Source organism: Diaphorobacter sp. B2A2W2, assembly GCF_056730635.1.
In genome coordinates this window covers 221,266-245,251 of sequence record NZ_JBWZOR010000001.1, presented here as the reverse complement: position 1 = coordinate 245,251, position 23,986 = coordinate 221,266, and the positions used below count along the sequence as shown (strand labels likewise).

Sequence of the window (23,986 nt, the reverse complement as noted above, 5' to 3'; positions counted from 1 at the left end):
GGCGCACCTACTGCTCGACGCCGGTGGCCGTGATGAGCACCGGGTAGTGGCGCAGGCCCAGGCGCTGGGCCAGGTCGTCGCCGGAGACCGGCGACAGGGTCAGGCCAGGCGCCAGCCTGCGCAGCGCCGTCAGCGCGGCCATCGACTCCACATTGACCACCAGGCCCACGGCCCCCAGCTCGCGCAGCGCGGTCTGCCGCTGCCGCAGCCAGGCGCGCGAACGCTCGTCGTCGCCGATCAGGAACAGCGCCGTCAGGCCCGGCGCCCGGATGACACGGCGCTGCACCTCGCCCGGCGACAGTTGCGTCGAGCGCACCGGCAGCATGGCGGCTTCGGCGTCGGCCGCGTTACCCGCGTGAGGGGCCGGCATCGGGGCCAGCGGTGCGGCCTGATCCGGCTGAGGATTCAGAGACTGGTAATACGGCAGCGCGGAGGCGCCGCCGCGGTCTTCGACGACGATCAGGGGCGCGGAGGCGGTCTGGGCGAAGACGGTGGTCGTGGACAGCAGCCCGATGGCGGCGATGAGGACGATGTGGTTCATGGCGTGGTGGCCTGGAGGGTTGGAACGGGAACGCCGGGGTCGAGCACGCGGCTCAGGTGCCGATGCACACTGCGCCGGTAGCGCGCCGCGGGTGCCCCGCCGGCGGGCCGGTGGTAGCGGCCGATGGCAAGCAGCCAGTCCTCGCCCGGCGTGTGCTGTTCGCGCAGGATTTCCGCAGCGATGGCGAGGTTGCGGTACGGGTCCAGCAGCTCGCAGGGCTGGGTGTAGCGATGCGCGTGGTAGCCGAGATTGACCTGGCCGAGGCCGGCGTCGATGCGATTGGCCGGCGTGTGGGCGAGTGCCCGGCGCAGCCCCGCGCAGGCCTCGGCGCGGGTGGCGTAGCGCTGCGGCGTGCCGGCGACGTTGAGCGTCCACGGCCAGGGGATCAGGCGCCCGCGCAGCATGGCGCCGCTCTCCTGCAAGGCTACCGCGTACAGCACCGCCGCCGGCACGTCTGCACGGTGCGCCGCCAGTTGATAGGCCGGCGGCGGCACTTCCCGCGCCAGGGCGGCCAACGCCCAGCCGCCGCTGGTGAGCAGCAGCACGGCGCCGGCGCAGCGGATGGCGACGCGGGATGGCCGACGCTCCCGGCCCGGAGTAGCTATTGCCGCTGCCATTGACCGTTCACCTCGCGCACCACGGCCGGCAGATCGCCGGGCAGGCCGAGCGACAGCCAGCGTCCCGCATCGTGGTTGAGCGTGATGGTGCGGGCGCGCACCCTGGCCGGGTCGATGCCCACCCGGGTGGCCCACTGCCGGATGCGCGCGTCGTCCTGACGGCTGCCGACCATGTAGAGATCGAAGGCCGTGCCGGCCGCCTGCAACTGCTGCACGCGCTGCGCGCACGGTGCGCAATCGGCCTTGACGAAGACCGCCAGGCGCCCGGAGCCGGTGTTGCCGGCACCCTGCGCCTTGGCGCCGGGCAGGCTCACGCGCGGCTGGCCGGGAAACAGGCGCTGCCACGCCGCGTCGTAGGCCCGCTGGTAGGCCAGCGTCTTGCCGACGCGCCGGGCCTCGGCCTGCACCTGCAACTCCGCGTAGCGCCTGCGCTCCTCCTCGCTGCGGGCCTCGATGCCCAGCGCCGTGAGCGGATCGAGCTGCGGCGAATAGACCCCGAGCGGCCCCTGCATCAGTTGCCGGTAACGCGCCCACTCCTCGGGCTGAAGCCCCCACTCCCGCGCCTGTCTCTCGTCGAGCGCGGTATCAGCGCCCGGCTGCACCTGGGCGGGCACCATGCGCGAGTTCGTCACCGGGGCCGGCTGGGCGGATGCGCCGAAAGCGGCGAACAGGACAACGGCAGCGAGCAACGGCCGCAGGTTCATGGCGACCTCCTACGGCACCGCGACGCGCTGCGTCTGGCCGTTCACCTGGAACACGCCCGCCTGCGCCTCGATGGACTGCAGTTGCCAGCCGCCCTCGGCATCGCCCTCGCGCAGCAGCCGGGCGCCCGCGAGCGAGGCCGCGGCGGTGGAGGTGATCGACAGAAAGCGCTCGCCTCCCCGCAGCTCCACGCCGAGCGCCCGGAACGGCGGCTCCGGCACCTTGGGCTTCGTCGCAACCGGAGCGCGCGGGCGAGCGGCGGATGCCACCTGCCGGATCTTCTCCAGGCGGGTTTCGATTCCGCTCACGCGCGCCAGCAGCGTCTGCAGGTCGACGGCCAAGGCCCTCGCCTCATCGGCCTCTTCGAGGCGCGTCATCCGTTCGTCCAGCGCCTGCCGCGCGTTGGCGAATTCGGCCTGGCTGATCGGCACCGGCCGGCGCTTGTCCGCATTGGCCTGGTGTTCGAGATCGGCCACGCGCAGGCCCAGCGCATTGACCTGCGCATCCTGTGCGCTGCTCTGGGTCTGTTCGGCGAGCCGCGACAGGCCGACGCTGTTGACGAGTGCCACGGCACTGATGAGGACCAGCCAGAAGGCCGCGGCGACCTTGAGCCAGCGCGTGCGGGAATTGCGCTCGGATGGCGCTTGGGGAAAGGTCATGGCTGCATCTCCCCGGGCCGGTCGGCGTCCGGTACGGGCGTGGCGGTGCCGGGCGGGTTGGCGGAAAGGAAGGTGGGAGCACCGCGCCGGCTGAAGCAGACCTGGCGGGTCAAGTCATCGACCGACAGCTCCCAGGCGGGGCCGGCAAGGGTCAGCAAGGCATCGCGCAGCATCAGCGGGCCCAGGCGCAGGTGTGCGGCGGGCAGCGGCAGCGCGTAGAGCGTGGCGGCCTCGGCCGCATCGCAGAGCCGGTAGCCGGAGCGCAGGAGCACATGGCGCATGGCATCGCCCACGCTGGCATCGAGCATGGGCGGAATCGAGACCTCCACCGCCTGCTGCAAGAGATCCCGCTGCGCAGGTTCCGGCACCAGCTCGACCAGGGTGTAGCGTCCGTAGCGGGCCACCGGAACGAAACCCGGCTCCGGCGCGACGGCGGTTGGCGATGCGGCCGGCACCGCTGACGCAGACGGTGCGGCGGTCGTCGCGCAGCCGGCGGCCAACAGGCTGCCGGCCAGCAAGCCAGCGACGAGGGCCAGGCGGTGAACAGCGCGGATGGATGGTTGCATGGAGGGCGCTTCCCTGGAACACGGAGCGCTCACCATCGCCGCCGCTTGGCCTGCGGGCAGCAAACAAAACGCACTGACGCCCGCCCGAATACATGGGGGGCGGCGCCATAGACTGTCATACGCCCAAGAAAAACGGCCCCGAAGGGCCGTGGAAAGAAGCCGGCGACCCCGAGGGGCCACCGGCATGGGCACATGGATCAGACCGTGACAAGCTGCCGGGCCAGTGCGACCTCGACGGAATCACCATCCTGGTTCAGAACATCCAGGCCCGACTCGGGTACGTCTCCCGACGTGCTTTGCGACACCATGATCTTCCGGGCCATCAACCCCAGGCAGGTCATCTGCGAGGAGTTGGCGTAGCCGAGGTAGATCACGCGCACCGGCTGCTTCTGGCCGATGCGCCATGAGCGCCGCGCGGCCTGCTGCAACGAATACACGTTGTAGCCCGACTGGAGGAACACGATGGTCGGGAACTCCAGCAGGTCCAGGCCGGTTTTCACCAACTCGGGATTGGTGATGAGCACATCGATGCCACGGTCCAACTGCTCAGCGATCCAGTCCTCGCGGCGGGAGGCATCCACGCTCGCGCGCAGTACCGCCACCTTGAAGCCTTCCTGCTCCAGCAGCACCTTCAAACGCGACGTGGTGTCGCGCGTGCCGGTGTAGACCGAATAGACCAGGGTCTTGCGACCTTCTGCCTTCTCCTGCTTGCAGATCTCGATCAGCTCGCGTTCCTTGGGCATCACCTCCAACTCGTTGAACTGAGCCGGCACGAACGCCAAGGTGTTGCGCGTGCGCGGATGCACCACGGTTTCCGACCGGAAGCAGCAGTCCGGCCAGGCCAGCAGCACGTTGAGGACCACGCCGAGCAGCGTCGTGTCGCGCTTCGCCAGGGCCTGCTTCAGCTCCTGGGTCAGGCGACCCGCCAGATCGCGGTAGGCCGCGGCCTGCGCCGTGTCCATCGCGACTTCGCGGAACTCCTCGTCGTAAGGCGGCAACACATTGCCGCCGATGTCCTTCAACTTGAGGAATACCGTGAACGGCAGGACGCACCGCAGTACGCCCTTCGGACCGAAACCCGGCGCCTTGACCGTGCGCACCGATACCTTGGTGCCCTTGGCCGTCTTGTGCGCCGTGCCAGTGCTCTCGGAATAGATGTCCTTCAAGACACCGTGATCGCGCATGAACGCCATCGCGGCCGACGTCATGCTGCCGCTCTTCGTCGGCCGGTAGCCGTCTTCGATCATCCGCCCCGGCAGGGCTCGGAACAGCAGGTGGAACAGGTCGTCGCCGTAGCCGCCCATCAGTGTGCCGGTGAGCAGCAGCGTCTTGCGCGCCTTGGCCGCCAACACCCCCATGGCCTGGCCCTGTGCGGAGCCGCCGTTCTTGTACTCGTGTGCCTCGTCGGCGATGAGCAGGTCGAACGTGCCTTGGGGAAGCTGCCTCTTGATGAACTCGGACGGCTGGTAGCCGCCCTCGCCGAAGCCGAACTCCATGTTGGCCATCGCACGTTCCATCCGATGGGCTTGCCGGTCCGAGAAGACCAGCTCGCCGTTGCCATCCATCAGGTTGATGAACTCGTGGATGTTGTCCCCGAGCATCGACGCGAGGAAGGCGTCACCGAACTTTTGCATCAGCTTCTGCGCGGTGACTTCCCCGATGGTTGGAATACGCTTCAGTGCCTTGAGCACGGTCGAGGACTGGTCGCTGGCGGACAGGCCTCTCGGACGGATCAACGACCACAGCGGTGCACGGCAGTGGCTGCACTTGCGGCGGGACTCCTCGGCTTCCAGCTCGACCGGGTTGATCGGCTCGCCGTCGAGGTCGGTGATGACATGCCCGCAATCCGGGCAGGCCCCCACGTCGCCGTGAGGCATGCGCCGCCGAACGAAGACAGGCTTCCAGTGGAACCCCATCCGCATCCGCACGCGGCCCAGGACGAAGAACTCCTGGCCCTGGGCCGGCACGCCCAACTGCTCGCGCAGTTTCAGCAGCTTGACCAGCGTGTCCGGGCCATTGAGCACCCAGACCTTGGCGCCGGCCACCGTCTCCTGGATTTCGCGCCGCCACTTGTAGACCAGGTGGGGTGGCGAGAGCACCAGGGTGCGGCGGTAGCCTTCGGCGTTGAGCACGGCGGCGGTGGCAATACCCACCGTCGTCTTGCCGCAGCCCATCTCGCCATTGACGATCGCGGCGCGTTCGCCGCGATCGACCAACAGCTCGGTGACGGCATGGACCACATCGGCTTGCGCCGGGAACAGCTTGCGCTTGAGCGCGGCGAGGATCAGTTGCCGATGCACCCGCACCTGGCCGGTGTAGACCGGAGGATTGGCGCGGTTGAGCGAATCGAGCAACTCGTCGCCGAACTCCGATACGAAGTCCTGCAGGCTGAGCGTGAGGGGTGAAGCGGCCGCTTCGAGCAGGTCGCCCTGCACAGCGGTTTCGGGAATGGTTTCGAGATCGAGGGACATGGTGATGCTCCAAAGCAAATGGGGCATGCACCTCCCTCACGGGGCGGCGACATGCCCCTGGGGGGAAAGAAAGAAGCGGCGCGAGACCGCTGGATGGGGATCAGTATTCGCTGGGCAGCAGCAGCGTGGTGACGCTGCGATCCCATTCGGTGATGATCCAGAGCTTCAGGTTGGGCGTGACCTGGTAGGACGAGAACAGACGATCCTCGCCGGACTTCAGCGCGGCGTCGTTCTGCCGCCGATCGCTGTCGCTCAGGTCGCCCCATTCGCCATGAAGATGGCGGCGCAGGTACGGCGTGGGGTTGAGCCGGCCCTGTCGGACCAGCTCGTCGACGCCGGCGGTCATGACCACCTGCCCGGGCGAAAAGCGTGCTTGTGACGCGAGGTTGAGGACTGCGAGTGCCATGGTGGTTTCTCCTTCTGGAAGAAGGGGCCACGGCACCCCATCGGGGCGACGTGACCCCGGTGGGTGGATGAAAGCGACGGCGAACCGTCAGGGAACAGCGATCAGCGGATGGTCAGCACTTCGCCCCACGTGGGCGAGCCCAGCGTCAAGTCCCATGCACGAATGACCGGCACGAACTTGTCGGTGAGGATGCGCGTCTCGGCCACGGAGCCGTCGTCGCGTTCGGTGTATTCCGTCTGGAGCGTCTTCTCCTTGTGGGTATCACCTTTGACGACGAGCACGCGCCCGCTCTTGGACTTCACTACGCCGGAGATCGCGCCTGCGGCCAGAGCCAGGGCGAGATGCCAGTGCGACAAGGCCCGCGCGGGCGGACGCAGCGATTGCTGCGCGGCGCCCAGGTGGGTATCGAGCGCCGGCCAGAGTCCTTGCAGCCGGCCGACTTCATCGGCGAACTGCTCGGGCTCCATCGTCACGCGATAGAAGTGCTCCGGCTCGGCCGGGCTGGCAGGGACGGTGTACGGCAGGAACGGCCATTCGAGCGGCAGTTCCTCGGCTTCGGCGTCACCCTGTCCGATCTGCAGCAGCAGACCGCGCACGGCTTTGACCGACTCCGACGCCTGGTCGCGTTGACGAATCCTGCGACCGAAGATCACTACCTGCTTGAACTGCGTTTCCACCGCACGGTAGATGCGCAGGTCGGCGAAGTGGCGCGTCAGCCATCCGACCAGCTCGGCGTCGAGCACGTAGTGCGGCACGATGAAGACCAGCACGCCACCGTACTGCAGCAGCGGCAGCGCGCGCTGATAGAACAACTTTTCCAGCCGCGCACGGCCCTGGCCCTGATAGCCGATGTTGCCGTTCACGTCCTTGCTCAGGTCGCCATACGGCGGGTTCAGCCACAGCAGCCCGAAGGACTGGCGCGAGATCAGCGTGTCCATCAGGTCACCTTGGATGCAGCGATCGACCAGTTGCCGTGCGTGGCGGGCGCGCTCGGCGTCGTACTCGACGGCGAAGGCCTGGACCTGCTCGCGCCCGAGGGCGTGAGCGGCTTCGGCGATCGCCACGCCTTCGCCGGCGCAGGGATCGAGGATGGACATGGAGCCGGGAGACGGCGCCAGTGCGGACAAGGCCCGCTCCAGCGTCGGTTCGTCGGTGGGGAAGTAGCCGTTACGAATGAAATTGCGCGCCAGGCGCGGAAACATGAGTGCCATGGATTTCTCCTGATGATGGATGAGGGAAGGCGGGCACGCGCGGCGCGCATGCCCGTGGGGATGGTTCACGCCACACGCCGAAGCGGTGCGTTCGCGGCCAGTTCGTACTGCGTGGCGCCGAGGGTGCCGTTGCGAATCAGTTCGCCCAGCGCCTTCGTCAGCGCCGGGACATCGAGGGCCAGCCGATGGCCTTCCAGTGGCCCGAGGGCCAAGGGAAGACCGGTCAGCATCCGCCGTGTCTGCAACAGCTCCAGCACGGTGTCGCGCCAGTGGTCGAGCAGTGGCAGCGGGCAGGTGTCCTGCACCAGCGTCCACAGCCGGTCGAGCCGGTGAGCGGAATCCCTGGGCAGAAGCGCCAGCGCGCTGGCGTTGGCCTTGTCTGGCTTCACGCAGCGACGATCGAACAGCCACACGTTCGTCAGCGAACCGAACAGCGTTCGCCGATAGGCGCGGGTGATGCGCTTTTCCAGGTTCTCGACGTTGCCGACGAAGACCGAGATGGATGCGCCCTGCTCGGTGATGACGTGGAACTGATCCAGTCCCTGTTCGTCCCGGCCGAGGGTCAGGCGGGCGAGGAACTCCTGAACGGCGGTGTCGCGCGCCCAGATCGAGAGAAAGACGAGATTGCCCTGCTCGTCACCGACGCAACCGTCAGCCATGAGGTCGGGGCATTCGTCGATGCGGTACAGCGGTTTCGCGGAAGAAGGTGCAGGCATGGTGATGTCCTCTTGGAAAAGAAGGAGCAACCACAGCCCGCGGGGCCGTGCTCGCCCCGGTTGGGTGAAGGAAGATGCGTGCCGCTAGACAGCGCGCCCCGCGTGGAAGCGGTGAACCCGCTCGCGCCACTCGGAGCTTTGCACCGGCGCCATGTCGAGATAGCGCAGCGGGCACGAGTAGTAGTACGGATGCACGGACTCATCGAGGGACTTGTAGCCCCAATCGCCGCCCGAGCTTTCCAGAAGATGGCAGCCGATGTAGCAGACGGACTCACCGGCCGCGAGGCCCATGACGCCCGCCTGCCTGGCGGTGACGCGAACCACGGTCCACAGAACGTCGCCGTCCAGTGTGTGGTCGATGACTTCGCAGCAAGCGCGTTCGGACGCCTGCGGAGCGAGCAGCTCGCGGATCAACTGATCGCGCGTCTGACGAACGAAGGTCCAGCCCATGAGGGTCTCCTTGAAGCAAAGGCCGGAGCCCTCCCCGTCGGGGGAGAACCCCGGCGGGTGGCGGAATGCCGCGTAAGGCGGCGGATGGATCAGGCAGCTTTGAGGTGCCAGTCCTGGGACAACGGAGCGAACTCGTAGCCGAGCTTGTCGAGACGGTCGCGCTGCTGACGCAGCACACGACGATCCACGGTCGCATCGAGCTTCACGGTCTCGCCCAGGGGCCACAAGGCACCAAACAGCACCGCGTCGTCTGCCTCGGCCGAGGCCGCAGCGGACACGGGAGCCGATTCGCTGCCGAACGGCGTGGTATCGACCAGGGGATCACGCGGACTGCGCGACTTCGCCTTCGGCTTGGCCGGGGGCGTTGCCGGCGCGGGCGTCTGCGCTTCCTCGTCGATCGGATCGACTTCCTGCGGACTCAGCCGGCGGGCCTCGTCGCGGCTCAGGGCGTCGATGTTGGACAGTGTCATCCCGCCCAGATGGGCGCGGATCTCGATGACCATGCGGCCGTTGGCGTTGTACGTGGAGGGGCGAATCTCGACGATGACGAAATCACCGTCGTACTTGCCCTCGCGGTACTGATCGAGTTCGGCGTTCTTCACGACGAACTCGCCGATCGAGGTCGCCAGGCGGCCGACGTTGAAGTCGCCGTTCCTGCCGTGGATGGTCTTGATGGCCAGTTGGCCGGGGATGGTGATCATGAAGGTCTCCTGCTGACGAAGAGAAGACAAGGCCCCGGGGATGGGGCCTTGCGGATCAGAACGACTCGGCAACGGCCAATGCGGGGGCATCGGCAGCGTCGTCGGCAGCATCGGCGTCGGGCTTGGAAGGCTCCGGTGCCGAGGCTTGCTGCGCGGCGGGCGCGTCGGACGTCACAGGGACTTCCGGGTCGCGCTCGTCGGTCTCGGTCGGCTTGGGTTCGGCCTTGTAGACGAGCTTGCCGTCGACCTTGATCCAACTGACGAACAGCAGGCGGGCCTTGAGGCTCACCCCCTGCTCGCCGGCACGCTTGCCCTTGGAGTAGGTGAAGGTGTCGGCCCACAGGTCGCCCAGGCGGAAGCCGATCATCACCTTCTTCTCGGCGTCGACCGCCTGAATGCAGCGGCGCACCAGGTGCTGCGCTTCCGAACCCGATACGCGCGTGTCGAAACGCACATACGAGACGTCATCGCTGGGACCGTTCAGAGCCGCGATGTCGCAGGCCAGGAACGCATCGCCTTTCTTGGGCTTCACTTCGCGGATGCGATTGAGATACCCGAGGCCGGTGATGTGCAGATCGAAGTAGGACTTTTCGGTGGAAGTGGTCATGGTGAATCTCCTGAGAACAATGAGGCGGAGACACACCCGACCCAAGGCGGGGAAGGTGTGGAACCCCCGCGTGGGTTGATGGAACAGCTTGGTGGCATCGCCATCGAGAACCGATGGCCGTTCGCGCATGGATGCCGGTGCGAACTGGGGTGATCAACGCGGTCGGAACCGCATCGCAGCCTTGAAGATCGTGGCTGCCTGGGCATGTCGCTGACGGACGTCAGCGGAACATGGGCGGAAGCGTGGCGCCGGGGCGGCGCGCATGCGAGCGGTAATTGGCACTCGCGGCTGTCCGCATTGCCGGGAAGAAAGAGGCCCCCGGAGCGGGGGCCAGGGATGGGCGGTCAGTTACCGCTGGGCGCGGAAGGAACCGCCTGCAGCGACAGGTGTGTCGCGGTGGCGGACACGTCGAGATCGTCCTCGCTGTGCAGGATGCACGCAAACACGCCCTCCTTCGGATCGAAGAACTCGCCAAAGTCATCGCCGCCGAACTCGGCGCGCGCCAGCTCCCACCAGTCATCGAACGCATCGACATCCGGGTTGCAGCCAGCGGCATAGGCGATGGTCTTCTGGCGACCATCGGGTCGGCGCTCGCCGCGCTCGGCCAGGAAGTACACGCCCTGATCCTTGACCAGGATGACGCGGCATTGATTCGCCACCGCTTCGGCGAGCACGGGCCGCAGCTCCGTGCCTTTGAATCGAACAGTCATGGGTGTGATCTCCAGGGATGCAGGAAGAGAGGCTTCCCGCCGCGAAGGCGGGAAGCTGCTGGGAGATCAGTGCCGGACAGCCTTGCGACCCGACAACAGGCACTGCACTCGGATGCGGCGCCAGCTCCCGTCGTCGATCAGCCGTTCCAGCGTCTCGCCGAGGGTGTCGAAGAACACCTCATCGACCCGTTCAATCAGCTCGCCGTCGCGGCGCAGCTCCACCGCGTAGAGGTCGAGGCCACGCTCATACAGCACGGTGACGTGACCCTGGAACTTCATCGTGGCGACGGTGAAGCCGATGGCCGGTGGCGTGCGGATGATGTCGGCGGGCAGCGGATCGACCCAGGTGATGTCCCGCGCACCGGCATCCACCAGCATGTGGGTGATGCGCCGGAAGCCGTCGGGAGCGGGCAACTGCTCCAGTTGGTCGATCAGTTCCTGCAGCTCGGGGCAGCGCGGCTCGGGGATCGGCAGCTTCGCCGGTGCGGAACCGAGCACGAACCGCTTCACCGTGTAGGGCTGGCCGTCGGCGGTGAACTCGGTCTGCTCCTCGGGCGTGTCCGCCCGCTGACCGTCGAAGCGGCGTCTGACATAGGGTTCGACCTGCACCTTGGCGCCCTCGTCGGGCACCTCGGTCACGAGCGTTCGATCGAGCACCGCGAACTCGGCTCGTCCCGTCTTGACGACGATGGCCTCGTCGGTGGTGGCGATGACCTTGCCCTCGAAAGGCTTCGGGTCAATGTGAAAGCCCAGCGTCGAAACCTTGGGCTGGCCGTCGAAGATGTTGAACTTGAACGAACGGACGTTGGAAGGCACATGACCGACAACGAGCGTCGGCATCTGTGCGCGGATGGCTTGGGTATCCATGGGGAGACTCCTTGTGGCAACCAAGGGACTCCCGCCCGCAAGGGAGGTCTGTCCCTTGAGGGTGAGGTGGATGGACGCGGGTGCGCCCGGAGAACGAAACAACCAGCACGGCGAACCGCGCCGCAGTCTCGAAGGTCTCGACTGCCTGGGCATGCTGCCGGCAACGCCAGCGAACATGCGGCCAGCGTGCGGCACATGACGGCGGCCGTCCGCCGGGAATCGGCAACGCGCCGGCACCGCGTTCCGCGGAAAAGAAGAGCCCCGCACGGGGCTCAAGAGGGGGTTACTCGTCGTCGTAGAGCGTCAGTCCGTCCAGCACGGGCGCGCCGGCATCGAACACCAACATGCGAACGTCGGCGAGCGCAGCCAGGTGCAACACTTCCACGAGGGACTCCGGCATGCCCTTGGCCCGGTGCTCCTGCCGCAGTTCTTCGGCGGTGATGCCCTCGACCTGCTGCACGTTCGCATCCGTCCAGGGCGTGGCGATCAGCTTCACGCCGACCGCCGGGCTGTAGGGAATGCGGAAGGCGATGAACAGAAAACCGCTCGGCGTGGCGATGTCGGCCAGGTTGGCCAGATAGCGGCCGGCCTCCTCGGTGATGTGCGCCGAGCTGATTTCCCAGGCACGGCTGTAGAAGCCGGTCTCGAAGCGCAGGCGCCGCACCACCTCGCGTGCGGCTTCCTCGGAGTAGGTATCGCCGACGTGCAGCGGCTGGCCGGCTTCTTCGGCCATGACGGCGTAGACGAGGTTTCGGGCGATGCCGTGGCTGCGGCATTGCGCGTCCAGCTCGGGCGGCACGTTCTGGCCTTCCGTGATCAGCGCGAAGTCGTCGCAGAAGACGCAGGCATGGCGCTCGACCTGGCTGTCCGGCAGGTGCGACTGCGAGACGTGCAGCGGCAGATAGCTCAGCGGGCAGTCGTCGTCGTAGGAAATCGCCAGCAGCCGTTGCACGGACAGGCCATCGTAGCCGCGGACGAAGGGGTTGTTGGAATGGGACATGGGATTCCTCCAGCAGAGGATGGCCGAGGCAATCCCCTGCCGGGGATTGAACCCCAGCGGGTGGATGAAGTGGCAGCCGGTCAGCCGGCCGCGGCGTCGGACCGCCCTGGTGGCGGGCGGTGCGGGTCAGTGGAAGATGCTGATTCGGGACATGGCCGCTCCTGCGAAAAGAAGGAGGGACATGGCCCCGAACGGGGACGCATGTCCCTCGTGGGGTGGGATGAAAGGACGGTGGGTTGCCAGGCGCGGCTCACCAGCCGTTGTAGTGCAGCGTGAGGTCAGCGATGACCTGGCGCCGTTCCAGATCGAGGCCGCCGAAGTCGGACAGCCCCTCGAAGCCGCAACGCTTGAGCATCGCGCCACCCTCGCGGGCGTTGTAGAAGCTCACCATCGCGGACAGGAACATGCGTTGACCGCTGCTCAGCACGCCCAGGGCGTCGTTGAGCATCAGCATGTTGGGCCGCAGATCCCACTTGGTGGTGGCACGCTGCAGACCTTCGCGTGTGCCGTCGCCGAACCACTCGTGGCCGGCGATCTGCGCGCCGCGCTTCCAGGCCTCGAAGAAGGCCTGCGGTGCAGCGTCGAAGTGCGCCTGTTCCAGCGCCATCTGATCGAGCACGTCTTCGGGCAAAGACAGATTCATGAGAGGACTCCTTGAAGGGTGGGGAATCAGGGCTGAGCGCGCTGCGTCCAGGCATGGGTATCCAGGGCGCGCTGTGCTGCGAGGTGGGTGGGGAAATACTCGACGGACTCCCGCGATACCGGGCCTTCGTCGTCTTGCGTGCCGATGTATTGGCCGGCCGCGCTGCGCAGCACCTGTAGCGGCAGACGCTTGCCGGTCCAGGCCAGCGCCAGCGCACCACTGCGCACTGCGGTTGCAGAGGAAGATGCGGAAGGTTCAGACATGCCGTGCTCCTTGGTGGGTCGGGGAGCACGCATCCCACAGGGGATGGGGTTCCCCTCGGGTGGTTGAGAAAAGTGCATCGTCGCCAGACCGGCGAGCGTCCGCGGTGGGCGATGCGAAGCGGACTGGATCGGTCAACGCGGCGAACCGCGTTGCAGTCTTGAAGACCGAGACTGCCAGGGCATGCCGCTGACGACTGTCAGCAACGCATGGGTGAGGATGGGCGCGAAGCATGGCTGCCGTCGCAGGGAAAACCGAATCGCGGACGGCCCGCTTTAGGGCAGGCCCGCGTCACGGGACAAGGCAAGGACCAGGGCGCCGAAGGCCACGCGGGCCTTCGGCTGGAGAGGAAGGAAAACCACCTGTGGGCTGCGTCAGCGCAGGCCGTCGTCAAAGCCGTTCGCTGCGTCAGCAATCGCACCCGGCCCGTTTCGTGGCTGGGGCCGGAAACCTCTGGCGTGCATCCACACACAAAGGGAGCCCGTTGTTCCGCCGGCGGGCACCGGCACGGAATACCCTCGGCCCAAGTGGCCTCCTCACGGCTCGCGCGGCGGCAAGGCGTCAGGAAGCCCCTCGTGGCCGAGGCAAGGCACACCGATCAAGGGAATGGCGGCGGGCGCGATTCGTGGAGCAATGACCTTCTCGCCCCGTCGCCCGATGCCGGGCAGACGGGGCGCGCACACCGTTGCAGAAGGAGACGCGCGCTTTGGAGTCCCGCGCGGTGCGGGACGTTTGCCTCGCCGCCAGTGAAGTGGCCGGCGCGGCAGGGGAAAAGCGAGGATCAGGACGCCTTGGAGGCAGCGCGCCGCTTGCGCGGTGCGCTGCGCCGGCCCGTCGGGGACTCGATCGGCAGCGTGCCCTTGCAGTCCGGGTAGCGCGAGCAGGACCAGAACGCGCCGCTCTTGCCCGTGCGCTGCTGCATCGGTGTGCCGCACTGCGGGCAGGCCGGCGCCGGCGGCAGCTTGAGCGAGAGCGTTGCGCCGCGGTACTGCTGCACGAGCTGGCCGACCCACACGGACTGCTTCTCGATGAAGGTGTCCAGCGCCATCTGGCCGGCCTCGATCATGTCGAGTGCCTGCTCCCACACCGCCGTGGTGCCGGGGTCGGCGATGGCCGAGGGCACCGCGTCGATGAGCGTGAATGCCGCGTCGGAAGCGCGGACGGCGCGGCCTTTCTTGACCAGGTAGCCGCGACCGATCAGACCGTTGATGATGTTGGCGCGTGTCGCCTCGGTGCCGATGCCGGTGGTATCTCGCAGCTTCTGTTTCAGCCGCGGGTCGGTCACGAACTTGGCGACGGTCTTCATGGCCTTGATCAGCTCGCCCTGCGTGTAGGGTTTGGGCGGCAGCGTCTTCAGCGCCTTGAGATCCACCTTTCCGACCGGGCAGGACAGGCCCGCATGCAGGGCGGGCAGCACCTGGCTGCGCTGCGCATCCTCGCCATCGGCATCGTCCGGCCCCGGCGTCGCCAGCACCTCGCGCCAGCCGGTGACGGCGATCTGCTTGCCCACGGCCGCCAGCGACTGACCGCCGCACGAGAACTGCGCCATCGTGCGGTCGAACTCATGGTGTGGGAGGAACTGCGCGAGGTAATGGGCGCGGATCAGCCGGTAGACGGCCAGCTCCTTCTCGCTCATGGCCGACAGGTTGGCGGGTTCCAGCGTCGGGATGATGCCGTGGTGAGCCGACACCTTGCCGTCGTTCCATGCACGCGAGCGCAGTTGGCGATCCAGGCGCTCGATCAGCGGCCGCAGGCTGGGGTCGGTCTTGACCAGGCTGTCGAGTACGGTCGGCACCTCAGCCAGCATGCTCTCGGGCAGGTAGCCCGAATCCGAGCGCGGATACGTTGTCGCCTTGTGCGTCTCGTACAGCGCCTGGGCAATGTCCAGCGTCTCCTGCACGTCGAGGCCCAACTGCTTGGAGCACACCTCCTGCAGCGTGCCCAGGTCGAACGGCAGCGGCGGTGCCTCGCGCACGCGCTCGGTGTCCACCGACACGACCTGCGCATCGCGTGCCGCGCGAATGCGATCCGCAGCCTGCTGGGCCACCGGCTGCTGAAGGCAGCGACCCGCTGCATCCGTGCTGCCTTCGGGCGGTATCCAGCTCGCGGTGAAGGATTGGCCGGCATGGGATAGCAGCACATCCACGGCCCAATACGGCATGGAGACGAATCGCGCGATCTCGCGATCACGATCGACGACCAGCTTCAGCGTCGGCGTCTGCACGCGCCCCACCGACAGCACGCCGGTGTAGCCGGCCTGCCGACCTAGAAGCGTGAACAAGCGGCTCAGGTTCATCCCGATCAGCCAGTCGGCGCGCGATCGGGCGAGTGCGGAGAAATACAGCGGCAGCGTCTCGGCGGACGGCTTGAGCGCACCCAGCGCCTTGCGGATCGACGCATCGTTGAGCGCCGACAGCCACAGGCGCTGAATCGGCCCGCGGTAGCCGCATAGGTCGATGATCTCGCGGGCGATCATCTCGCCCTCGCGGTCGGCGTCGGTCGCAATCACCAGCTCGCCCGCCTTGGCGACGAGCTGCTGCACGACTTTGAATTGCGCTGCGGTCGCCGCCTTGGGCTCGACACGCCAACGCTCAGGAAGAATGGGCAGTTGCTCGATGGCCCAGCGCTTGTATTGCTCGCCGTAGCCTTCGGGCGGAACCGCCTCCACCAGATGACCGATGCACCAGGTCACAACGACACCCGCGCCGCTGTAGCAGCCGTTGCCGCGTTGACCGGCACCCAGCACACGGGCGATGTCCTTGCCCTGGGACGGCTTCTCGCACAGGAACACGCGCATGAAGCCTCCTTGGAAATGTGCGGTTCATCGGATGGGCGTCAGCTTGGCGGGGCCAGGAGATGCCGGCAGCAAGGAAGTCGATTGATGCAGACACCGCTTTGTGATTGGCAGGCGGTTCGTTGCCGCAGCGGTGTGCATAGATCGTAGGAGCTGGCACAGCAAGAGCGTCGTTTCGGGAGGGCGGCTGGAACTCCGTGGACGACCTTGGAGCTATCCCCTGGGGATAGCTCGCTGGTGCATCGCGGGCGTATGACGGTTGCTACAGCCGCCCTCGGGGGAACGGCGATGGGCGAATTACTGTCCGCCGGCCGGCTTGGCGCTGAGCGCCACCGACTCGATGCGGTACGGCAGGATGCCCACGCGCCGCGCCTCGACCTTGAACGTCACGCGCTCGTTCTCGTCGGCGTCCTCCCATTCGTCGCGCACGGTGCGGCCCTCGACCAGCACCCGCATACCTTTCTGGTACAGCGTCTTCCAGTGCTCGGCGTCGCGGTGCCACAGCTCCACGGGCGCCCAGAAGCCGCCGCGATCTTCGTACTCGCCGTCCTTCTTCGGGATCGGGTTGTCGAAGTAGACGTTCAGGCGAAGCAGCCGGCGCGGCTCGTCGTTGCCGTTCGGAAATTCGCGGTAGTCCGGCGCAGAACCGATGTTGCCCTCGCCGACGAAGTGCGTGCTCATGGTGACTCCTTGGTGGTGGGTGGAACGGACGCGGTATGCCCGTGGACGCGCCGCAGGTAAGCCGCTTCGGCCTGCGCGGCCTTGTTGGCGCATTCCAGGGCTTGGCGAGCGATGCTGTGGGTCAGACTGATCTGCATGTTCAGCACGATGCGCTGCAGTTCGATCGCGTACAGCTCGTCGATCAGCGAGGCCGGCGTCGCGGGGTTGGCCAGCAGGGCCTCCCACAACGCCACGCCCATCGAGGAACGGTCGAGGTTGCGCCAGCGCAGGAAGGTCGTCCCTGCGCCAGTGGCCTGCTGGGCCAGTTGCACGTCGAGCAGACTGAAGGGGTAGGCGCGCGCCTGGGGAAGCACGCGCCGCTGCGCCAGGCCAATCACGTCGTCGCGCAGCGCTGCGCACTGGCTGGCCCAGGTCTCCAGACTCCCCTTACCCTTAAAAGGCTGTAAAAGGCCTTTTAGGTAGCCTGCGTGTTCCAGCCGCTGGAAGTCCGCCTGTTCCAGCGCCACGAAGCGCGTGGAGTGGCTGATAGGGGGCGATGCTGTCATGCGCCAGCACCCTCATCGCCCGCGGCACCATCGGCTGCGCCACCCGTGGGAGCCTGCGCATCGGGCTCGATGGCAGGCGCAGCAGGCGGCGTGCCGGGCTTGTTCGTCCGCCGCGCGATCGGTGGCGCGAAGCGCGAGCGGCGCGTGCCTTCCAGCACGTCCTGCGGCAGCTCGCCGAACTTCTCCAACGCCGCTCGCGCCGCGGCGTTCTTCGCCGCGAAGTCGTCGCGCGTCGTGCCCGAGTAGCGGTACTGCTGAGCCAGCGAGAACAGGCTGCGCAGCGCGTGCGCGCCATCATTGAGCCAGCGCTCCAAGGTGCTGCGGTCGATCAGCGCCGTGTGGTGCGCCAGGATGAGTTTGCGTGCCAGGTCGTCGTAGTCGGCCAGCAGATACACCGCCATGAAGCCGAGCTGGGCATTCACGAACAGCGGCAGCTTCACCGGCTGCACGTTCATGTTCTCGCCCAGCGACAGCGCCGCTGGCACGTCGGCCAGGGCCTGATCCACCTGTTCGCGCAGGGTCTGCAAACGGGTCTTGGTGTCGGCTAGCTTGTCCTCGATCCGCAACATCCACCAGTCCGAGTACGGGTCGTCCTGCTCGGCGCCGCGCTTCACCTTGTTCATGGCACCGATGAAGCCGTTGAGACCGATGATTCCTGGGCGCCCCTCGGCGGGCGCTCGGCCGTGCCAGATGCGCGAAGCGTGGTGCGTGTGCAGCGTCAGCGACATCGCGCTGCGCAGCGATCCGAGATTCAGTTGCAGGGGTTCTGTGCGTTCGTTGGCCATGGGGAGCGACTCGCGGTGAAGGGGCGAGTCGCCAGCATCGGCATCGGCCGGAAGGCTGTCAGTCAACAAACCGCAGCCCATGCGTGCCCGGATTGTTCCGCACGGAAGGCTGTGTGTGCCGGCTATCCCCTGGGGATAGGTCTTGAGCCCGCGATGCTTGATGTCTGGGCGTGAACCATGACAATGACGGGGGGCGCATCGCACCTGGGTTGCTGCGCAGAAGAACGAGGGGAAAACATGCAGGATGGGAAAGCCGTTCAGTTGCTGTTGAACGGGGAAGAGCACGGGCACGGCCACGTAGTCGAGAAGCTGCTGAAGCGGGCGGAACGCCTGGAATGCTTGGTGGCCTTCGCGAAGATCTCGGCCATCGGCGACTTGTTGAAGCCCTTGCGCAAGGCGCTGGAAGGGGGATTGAAGGCCAGGTTTGCGATAGGTCTGGACTTCTACCTGACCGAACCCGAAGCACTCCGACAGCTCTTTGCGCTCGCCGAGAAGCACGCGCTCGTCCTGTACCTCAGCAACGCCAGCGACACCTTCCACCCGAAGATCTACGCCTTCCAGAATGGCAAGCAATGCTCGGTGATCGTCGGCTCGGCCAACCTCACCCACGGAGGCTTCTACGGAAACTACGAGGCATCGGCCCTCATCGACGACGCGAGCGGCGCGCTGATGGCATCTGTCACGCGACACCTCGATGCGCTGGTCGCGGACAGGATTCTCGTGCCAGCGACCAAGCCCCGGATTGATGCCTACGAGCGGGAGTACATCATCCACGACACTTGCCGGAAGGTGGCCAAGAAGCGTGCGCAGAAGGCGAGCCGAACCGAGGGGCCGGACTTCACGATCCTGGCCGACCTCCTGGAGCTGATGAAAAGCGACGATTCAGCGCATGGATTCACCGCGCAGAAGACCGGCCGCAAGGGAAACCTGCGCCAGGCAAGGCGCAGGCTGGCAGAGCTGGCGGCCCTGAGCAGCAATGCCAGGCGGGACTTTCCGAGTAAGTACGACGCGCTGATCGGCCTGTTCCATTCCGGCGGGCTGCACCGCGGCAAGAGCCGGATCGCCAACCACCCAGGGCAGTTCGTGGCCGCAGTGGCGGACATCCTTGACCGGCGCAACCTCTCGCCTGCCAAAGCGTTTACCGTTCTACATCGACATTTTGGCGCCATCACCGGAGCAGGCATCAACCTGCTGACTGAGATTCTGCACGCGCTGGACAACAAGCGGTTCGCCGTGATGAACCAGAACGCGGTGTCGGGACTGGCGCTCGCCGGCATCCGGGACTACCCACTGCATCCAACCAAGCAGAACGTCAGTGCGGAAAGCTACGCAAGGTACTGCGGGCATGCCGATACGGTCAGACGATCGTTGGGCCTGGACGACTTCACGGAGCTGGATGCACTGTTCAACTACGCCTATTGGCGGGAAACGGAAGAAGACGAAGCCGCGACCTGACTGGATCACCCCACGGAAGGCGACCTGTTCCGTCTATCCCCTGGGGATAGCTCAGGGATCGCGCAAGGCTGAACGCAGCCGTGCGAGGTAGGCGCGCGCCACCTCGGGGTCGGCTGGGCGGGAGGCCGAAGGCGACGACGATGACGCGGGCCCCGCAGCTCGCGGCGCGGGCGGCGCTGCTGCGTCGGTGCCCGCCCACGCCTTGAACTCCCCGCGGATCGCCTTCTGGATGATGCCAAACAGGTAGCCGGCCGGGTTGCGCACCGCGCTGTTGTGGCAGCGTGCCGCCCACTCGTCGAGAACGGCCTGCCGCTGCGCCTCGTCCACCTGCTGCAGCGCCACCAGCGCGCCGGCCTGCTGCTCGTCCTTCAAGCGCAGGAAACGCTCGGGCAGTCGCAGGTTCTGCAAGGCCCTCGCGCGCGGTACTGTACGTACTTCATTTATACGATCATTACGTACTGTACGGTCCTCCTTCGGAATCCGAAGAGAGCTGTCCGGCGCGGGTTTCGGCCCTGCTTCGGATTCCGAAGACGGGCGCGCAGCATTCCGAAGAAGGGCTTCCTGGCCTGCTTCGGATTCGTGGTCCGCACCCTCCTGTGGATAACCTGGCGTCGTCCAGCCATGCCGCGCCATGCGCTGCGCCAGCACTTGCAGACGGGTCGGCAGCGTGCGCCCGCTGAGCAGCGGGTCTTCGGCGATCTCCCGCAGCGTGTTCATGCCCACGACCTGCACCGCCTTCGCCGCGTGCGTGAGCGCCTGGCTCACCAGGCCCAGGTAGTCCGGGTCGAGCTGCATCGCCTCGAAGGGTGACAGCGGTTCGTCGTGCAGCACGTAGAGGTTGCCTTGGATACGGCCGGTCTTGGGATCGCGCCGCCGCCGCACCAAGCTGAGCCAGCGCGTCAGCCGCAGCAGCGTCAAGGCGCGCGCCACGGTCTCGTGCGAGGCTTGCGCCGCACAGGGCATGGACGCCAGATATGGGCGGAGCTGGTCGTAGGTGGGAAAGGCGGTCACGCCGTCGTCGTTGAGCTGCAGGCGGAACACCTGCCAGGCATTGCGCTCCAGCGGCGTCAGGCGCCGGTCGAGGAACAACGCGCGCGGCACGCTCTCGTGCCGGTTGCCGCTGTAGAGAAAGCCGTCCTGGCTCGGCGCCGTGCCCTGCGCCGGTTTCTTCGGCTCAAGGTGCCGCAGCGCCTCGTCGAACAACGCCGACAGCGCAACCGGGCCATCACGCCGTGGAGCGTCGCCCGTCGTCATGACCTACACCAGCCCCTGGTCGACCCAGTTCCGTATCGCCGACCAGATCACCGACATGGGCAGGGTCATGGCCTCGGCCAGGTCCATGGTCAGCGCCAGCATCGCCATGTCGTCGTTCAGTGCGATGTGCCGCTCCGTGATGCCGGCCTTCCAGCGTTCCCACAGGGCCACGTCCTGCGCCTCGTCGAGCACCGGATGCCGACCCTTACGCTTGGGCAGCCCGAGGATGTCGCGGCGCAGCGCCACTTCCTGATGCGTGAGGCCGTAGAACTTGCTGACCATCTCCGTGCTCGCCCCCAGGCGCAGCATGCGGTCCACCGTGGCGATCTCCCGCTCCACGTCGTGCACCTGGCTCAGCAGCCGCTTCAACACTTCCCGGTTCACCGACACCGAACACCACGACACCGTGGCATTCACCAGCATGCTCACGAGTTCTGGGTGCTTCAGCGCATCCAGCTCCTCCTCACCGAAGCCCATGGCCTTGCAGCGGCGCAACTGGCCGTTGCGCAGGTCATGCAGGGCCTGGGCGATCACGGCCTGGTTGAGCGGGTGCGGTGCCGACATACGGGAGCCTCCTGCGCTCAGAAATCCTGGCTCGCTACGCCGGCTTCCAGATCCAGCAGCCGGCGCGCCAGGCGCAGCAGACGGAACAGCTTTACCAGCCCGGCATCGCTCAGGCGCGTGACCAAGCCGCCGTGACCATGCAGCAGCGGCCCAAGGTCATCGGCCAGCCGCGCGCTGTCCAGCCCGGTCGCGGGTGCCGGCGCGGTGCTCAGCGCGTGCAGCAGGGTCAGCATCGCACGCGCGAACGCCGGGAGCGCCTTCGCCTGGCCCACGGCCGGCGTCACGCAGACGAAGCCGATGCCGCCATCGCTGGCTTCGATGTGGTCGCCCACCGCCGCTTCCCCCGCGATCTCGCGAGCGAACTGCGCGATATGCACGCGCAGGCGATCCGGCACGTCCAGGCCCGGCTCGATGTACCAGACATCCGAGATGGGAAAGAGCCCGCCAACCTGCACCGGGATCGCACGCAGCGCGTCGGCCTCGAAGTCGGGTAGCTTGTCGCCGAGCTGATCCGCGACCATCCTCTGGATGGACTGCAGGCGCTCGGTGGTTGGGGCCGGCGTCACGATGTGCCCCTGCAGGCGCTCGTCGCGCTGCCCTTCCCGGGCGTTTGGTGCAGCGGCAGGTGGTGCCGAGGGTGTCTCTGCCGGTGGCGCGACGGGCGAGGTGTCCCGTGGCGTTGGCGCCGCGGGCGACAGTTGCGGCGTGATGGCTGGCGCCGCAGGTGCGACAGGCGTTGCCGGGTTCGGCGCGGCCGGCTCGCTGGTCAATACTCGCTGACGGCTTTCGCTGTCATCGACCTCCAATGCCAGCGTGTCGTAATCCGCTTCCAGCAGCTCGGCCATCTGACCCACCAGTTCGTCCTGCACGCGCTGGGGCGAGAAGCCCTCCGGCTGCGTGTCGAACTGCGACAGCACATCCTGAAACAGCGAAGCGAAGTCCACGGTCAGCGGCCGGCCCAGCGCACGCCGCTCCCAGGTGCGCTCGCACGCCTTGCGCAGCACTGCGAGCCGGTCCACCTGATGCCGGCCCAATCCGCCGTACAACAGCGTCGGGATCGCCGGCAGCAGATAGCGCACCGCATCGTTCATGCGGCTGATGTGTGACTGCGGCACCGGATAGCCGTCGGCCGTCAGTCGCCGCGCGAGTTCGCTTTGCGACAGCGCCTGGCCGCTTTCCTGCTCGTAGAACTCGCGCGCCTTCTCGATGCCCAAGGCCCGCTCGATGAAGGTCAGGCCGCCGCGCAGCTCGTTCTCGGCCAGATGCCCGGTCAGCGCCACGATTTCGCCGCGCGCCGGCCACGGGCGGAACAGGCACGCAATCCGGAAGAAGCGTTCCTCCTTGGTCTCGCTCCACAACTCGCGCAGGATCGCCAGCCGCGTGTTGCCACCGTTGCGAATGATGTAGTGCGCCTCGCCCGGCCTGCGCGTGATCGCGGGGGGCGCGTCCAGCCCACGTTCGCGGATGGACGCCTTGATCTCCGCATAGGCCGGGTTGCGCGTCACGCGTGGGTCGTGGTCGTAGGGCCGCAACTGGTCCAGCGTCACCACCATCGGCGTGTCGGCGATGGGGTCGCTCAAGGTCGCGGCCGAAGGGCCGCTGCGCTCGAAGCCGGTGGCCAGCAGCTTGGCAGCCATGTCCTGCGGCGTCAGCTCAGCCACGGCCATTCTCCTGCGCTTGCCGGTCGGCGCGGCGAAGCTGTGCGCGGGCATTGCGGTCGGCACGGTGGTCGCTCGCCGTCGAGCTGGTGTAGATCGACGCGCAGCCTTGCTTCGTGAATTTCAGGTGCCCGCCGGACGTGCGAACCACGCGCCAGCCTTCGCCCAGCGCGAACTCGATCAGCGCGCGCAGCCGTTCGCGGCCGCGCGCCAGTTCATGCGCGCTCGCCATGGCCGGCCCCTCCCGCATCGGCCCGACCGGTGACCAGCGCGAAGCGCTCCCGCCACACGGGGAACAGCTCGCCGGCCAGCGTGCGCATGGTCTCCAACGCCGCGGGCGCCGTGCGCCCAGCCGGCTGCCGGTACTCCACCCGGTGCACCGGCAATCCTCGTGTCGCAGCGCGCGGATAGGCTTCGATGGCCGGTACGTCGGTGCCCAGCACCTGCACGCCGGCCTGTTCCTGAAACACCTGTCGCAGCGCCTGCTGGACCAGCCGCGCATTCGACGACACAGGATGCACACGGTTGATGAGCAGACGCAGCGGCGGCGGCTCGATGCCCAGGTGCCGATACGGCGCGATGTCCTCGATCAGTTGCAGCGTGCCGCGCCGCAGCTCGCGCGCCGCGAGGATTTCCGGCGTCACCGGCGACAGCGCCAGGTCGGACGCCAGCACCGCCATCTCCAGCAGCACGCTGCGCGCGCCCTGGGTGTCGATCAGCAGCAAGTCGTAGTGCGTGCGGAAGACGGGAAGCAGATGGCGCAGTCGCAGGCGCCCATCCGGAGCGTGCAGCAGCAGCGTGTTCAGTTCGCCGCGGTCGTCGTTGGAGAGCACCAGGTCCAGGCCCGCGATCACGGTGCGCGACACCAGTTGCTCGATGCGCCGCTCGTTGAAGGCCAGCATCTGGTAGATGCCGCCGGGCGCGCGAACGTCCAGCGTGAAGTAGCTCGACAGCGTGGGCTGCACGTCCAGGTCCAGCAGCAGCACGCGCAGCCCGGCATCGGCGATGAAGCCGCCCAGGTTGGCCGCCGTCGTGGTCTTGCCCACGCCGCCCTTGGTCGAAATGATGGACACCACCTGCATGGGCTTCTCCTCGTCGAATGGCATGAACCGAGAAGAAGCG

The 23,986-nt window shown here is 67.2% G+C and carries 27 protein-coding genes; 1 reads left to right on the top strand and 26 read right to left on the bottom strand.

Annotation, left to right across the window (positions count from 1 at the left end; all coding sequences use genetic code 11):
- Window positions 1–7 precede the first annotated feature (7 nt).
- The 21 genes from AC1PPL_RS01125 to AC1PPL_RS01025 form a co-directional block, all read right to left on the bottom strand.
- Entirely contained in the window at window positions 8–541 is a 534-nt protein-coding gene (locus tag AC1PPL_RS01125; protein WP_071574242.1) for an integrating conjugative element protein, read from the bottom strand.
- A complete protein-coding gene (locus AC1PPL_RS01120; protein WP_058159121.1) occupies window positions 538–1,158 on the bottom strand; it encodes a lysozyme family protein in 621 nt (206 codons plus the stop codon). Before AC1PPL_RS01120 ends, AC1PPL_RS01125 begins: the two co-directional genes overlap by 4 nt.
- Window positions 1,143–1,862 carry a TIGR03759 family integrating conjugative element protein gene (locus tag AC1PPL_RS01115; RefSeq protein WP_065086180.1) on the bottom strand — a complete coding sequence of 240 codons (720 nt, stop codon included), beginning with the start codon at window positions 1,860–1,862 and terminating at the stop codon, window positions 1,143–1,145. Before AC1PPL_RS01115 ends, AC1PPL_RS01120 begins: the two co-directional genes overlap by 16 nt.
- 9 nt (window positions 1,863–1,871) lie before the next feature.
- Complete coding sequence (locus AC1PPL_RS01110; RefSeq protein ID WP_065086179.1) at window positions 1,872–2,519, bottom strand: hypothetical protein; 648 nt, start codon at window positions 2,517–2,519, stop codon at window positions 1,872–1,874.
- Window positions 2,516–3,085, bottom strand: a complete 570-nt coding sequence (gene pilL2 / locus AC1PPL_RS01105; RefSeq protein ID WP_058163801.1) for a PFGI-1 class ICE element type IV pilus protein PilL2 — start codon at window positions 3,083–3,085, stop codon at window positions 2,516–2,518. The genes AC1PPL_RS01110 and pilL2 overlap by 4 nt, the downstream gene beginning before the upstream one ends.
- Before the next feature lie 197 nt (window positions 3,086–3,282).
- A complete protein-coding gene (locus AC1PPL_RS01100; protein ID WP_065086178.1) occupies window positions 3,283–5,556 on the bottom strand; it encodes a helicase-related protein in 2,274 nt (757 codons plus the stop codon).
- Window positions 5,557–5,656: 100 nt separating this feature from the next.
- Window positions 5,657–5,962: a hypothetical protein gene (locus tag AC1PPL_RS01095; RefSeq protein WP_024537150.1), complete on the bottom strand. Its 306-nt coding sequence runs from the start codon at window positions 5,960–5,962 to the stop codon at window positions 5,657–5,659.
- Between the two features lie 101 nt (window positions 5,963–6,063).
- Window positions 6,064–7,173: a DUF6094 domain-containing protein gene (locus tag AC1PPL_RS01090; RefSeq protein ID WP_065086177.1), complete on the bottom strand. Its 1,110-nt coding sequence runs from the start codon at window positions 7,171–7,173 to the stop codon at window positions 6,064–6,066.
- A 65-nt stretch (window positions 7,174–7,238) separates the two neighbouring features.
- Window positions 7,239–7,889, bottom strand: coding sequence for a hypothetical protein (locus AC1PPL_RS01085; RefSeq protein ID WP_034031706.1), 651 nt, complete (start codon window positions 7,887–7,889; stop codon window positions 7,239–7,241).
- 84 nt (window positions 7,890–7,973) lie between these two features.
- Window positions 7,974–8,339, bottom strand: a complete 366-nt coding sequence (locus AC1PPL_RS01080; RefSeq protein ID WP_013982123.1) for a hypothetical protein — start codon at window positions 8,337–8,339, stop codon at window positions 7,974–7,976.
- A gap of 89 nt (window positions 8,340–8,428) precedes the next feature.
- The gene (locus AC1PPL_RS01075; protein ID WP_023124351.1) at window positions 8,429–9,040 is read right to left on the bottom strand and encodes a DUF3275 family protein; all 612 of its coding nucleotides are present in this window, start codon (window positions 9,038–9,040) and stop codon (window positions 8,429–8,431) included.
- Between the two features lie 55 nt (window positions 9,041–9,095).
- Window positions 9,096–9,647, bottom strand: coding sequence for an STY4534 family ICE replication protein (locus AC1PPL_RS01070; protein WP_023124352.1), 552 nt, complete (start codon window positions 9,645–9,647; stop codon window positions 9,096–9,098).
- A gap of 344 nt (window positions 9,648–9,991) precedes the next feature.
- Window positions 9,992–10,357 (bottom strand): DUF3085 domain-containing protein, encoded by a 366-nt coding sequence (locus AC1PPL_RS01065; RefSeq protein ID WP_023124353.1) that lies wholly within the window; start codon window positions 10,355–10,357, stop codon window positions 9,992–9,994.
- A gap of 66 nt (window positions 10,358–10,423) precedes the next feature.
- The gene (locus AC1PPL_RS01060) at window positions 10,424–11,224 is read right to left on the bottom strand and encodes a hypothetical protein (protein ID WP_013721851.1); all 801 of its coding nucleotides are present in this window, start codon (window positions 11,222–11,224) and stop codon (window positions 10,424–10,426) included.
- A gap of 283 nt (window positions 11,225–11,507) precedes the next feature.
- Window positions 11,508–12,224 carry a DUF5983 family protein gene (locus AC1PPL_RS01055; RefSeq protein ID WP_033986204.1) on the bottom strand — a complete coding sequence of 239 codons (717 nt, stop codon included), beginning with the start codon at window positions 12,222–12,224 and terminating at the stop codon, window positions 11,508–11,510.
- A 250-nt stretch (window positions 12,225–12,474) separates the two neighbouring features.
- Complete coding sequence (locus AC1PPL_RS01050) at window positions 12,475–12,867, bottom strand: hypothetical protein (RefSeq protein WP_011829941.1); 393 nt, start codon at window positions 12,865–12,867, stop codon at window positions 12,475–12,477.
- A gap of 26 nt (window positions 12,868–12,893) precedes the next feature.
- Complete coding sequence (locus tag AC1PPL_RS01045; RefSeq protein WP_011829940.1) at window positions 12,894–13,130, bottom strand: hypothetical protein; 237 nt, start codon at window positions 13,128–13,130, stop codon at window positions 12,894–12,896.
- 779 nt (window positions 13,131–13,909) lie between these two features.
- Complete coding sequence (locus AC1PPL_RS01040; RefSeq protein WP_071574243.1) at window positions 13,910–15,925, bottom strand: DNA topoisomerase III; 2,016 nt, start codon at window positions 15,923–15,925, stop codon at window positions 13,910–13,912.
- Between the two features lie 294 nt (window positions 15,926–16,219).
- Complete coding sequence (locus AC1PPL_RS01035; RefSeq protein WP_004362284.1) at window positions 16,220–16,603, bottom strand: single-stranded DNA-binding protein; 384 nt, start codon at window positions 16,601–16,603, stop codon at window positions 16,220–16,222.
- The gene (locus AC1PPL_RS01030) at window positions 16,600–17,148 is read right to left on the bottom strand and encodes a DUF3158 family protein (RefSeq protein WP_004362273.1); all 549 of its coding nucleotides are present in this window, start codon (window positions 17,146–17,148) and stop codon (window positions 16,600–16,602) included. The genes AC1PPL_RS01035 and AC1PPL_RS01030 overlap by 4 nt, the downstream gene beginning before the upstream one ends.
- Window positions 17,145–17,933 (bottom strand): PFL_4669 family integrating conjugative element protein, encoded by a 789-nt coding sequence (locus AC1PPL_RS01025; RefSeq protein WP_479972425.1) that lies wholly within the window; start codon window positions 17,931–17,933, stop codon window positions 17,145–17,147. The genes AC1PPL_RS01030 and AC1PPL_RS01025 overlap by 4 nt, the downstream gene beginning before the upstream one ends.
- 237 nt (window positions 17,934–18,170) lie before the next feature.
- Between AC1PPL_RS01025 and AC1PPL_RS01020 the strand changes: the two genes are divergently transcribed.
- On the top strand, window positions 18,171–19,388 hold the full coding sequence (locus tag AC1PPL_RS01020; protein ID WP_479972424.1) for a phospholipase D-like domain-containing protein: 1,218 nt from the start codon (window positions 18,171–18,173) through the stop codon (window positions 19,386–19,388).
- Between the two features lie 51 nt (window positions 19,389–19,439).
- On the opposite strand, the gene AC1PPL_RS01015 is transcribed toward AC1PPL_RS01020, so the two are convergent.
- The 5 genes from AC1PPL_RS01015 to AC1PPL_RS00995 are packed head-to-tail and all read right to left on the bottom strand — an operon-like array spanning window position 19,440 to window position 23,946.
- Complete coding sequence (locus AC1PPL_RS01015; protein WP_479972423.1) at window positions 19,440–20,642, bottom strand: STY4528 family pathogenicity island replication protein; 1,203 nt, start codon at window positions 20,640–20,642, stop codon at window positions 19,440–19,442.
- A 3-nt stretch (window positions 20,643–20,645) separates the two neighbouring features.
- Entirely contained in the window at window positions 20,646–21,206 is a 561-nt protein-coding gene (locus AC1PPL_RS01010) for a DUF2857 domain-containing protein (RefSeq protein WP_010792177.1), read from the bottom strand.
- A gap of 17 nt (window positions 21,207–21,223) precedes the next feature.
- Window positions 21,224–22,867, bottom strand: a complete 1,644-nt coding sequence (locus AC1PPL_RS01005; RefSeq protein WP_345803584.1) for a ParB family protein — start codon at window positions 22,865–22,867, stop codon at window positions 21,224–21,226.
- Window positions 22,860–23,096: a hypothetical protein gene (locus AC1PPL_RS01000; RefSeq protein WP_012584779.1), complete on the bottom strand. Its 237-nt coding sequence runs from the start codon at window positions 23,094–23,096 to the stop codon at window positions 22,860–22,862. The genes AC1PPL_RS01005 and AC1PPL_RS01000 overlap by 8 nt, the downstream gene beginning before the upstream one ends.
- Complete coding sequence (locus AC1PPL_RS00995) at window positions 23,080–23,946, bottom strand: ParA family protein (RefSeq protein ID WP_013721843.1); 867 nt, start codon at window positions 23,944–23,946, stop codon at window positions 23,080–23,082. The genes AC1PPL_RS01000 and AC1PPL_RS00995 overlap by 17 nt, the downstream gene beginning before the upstream one ends.
- Window positions 23,947–23,986: the final 40 nt, after the last annotated feature.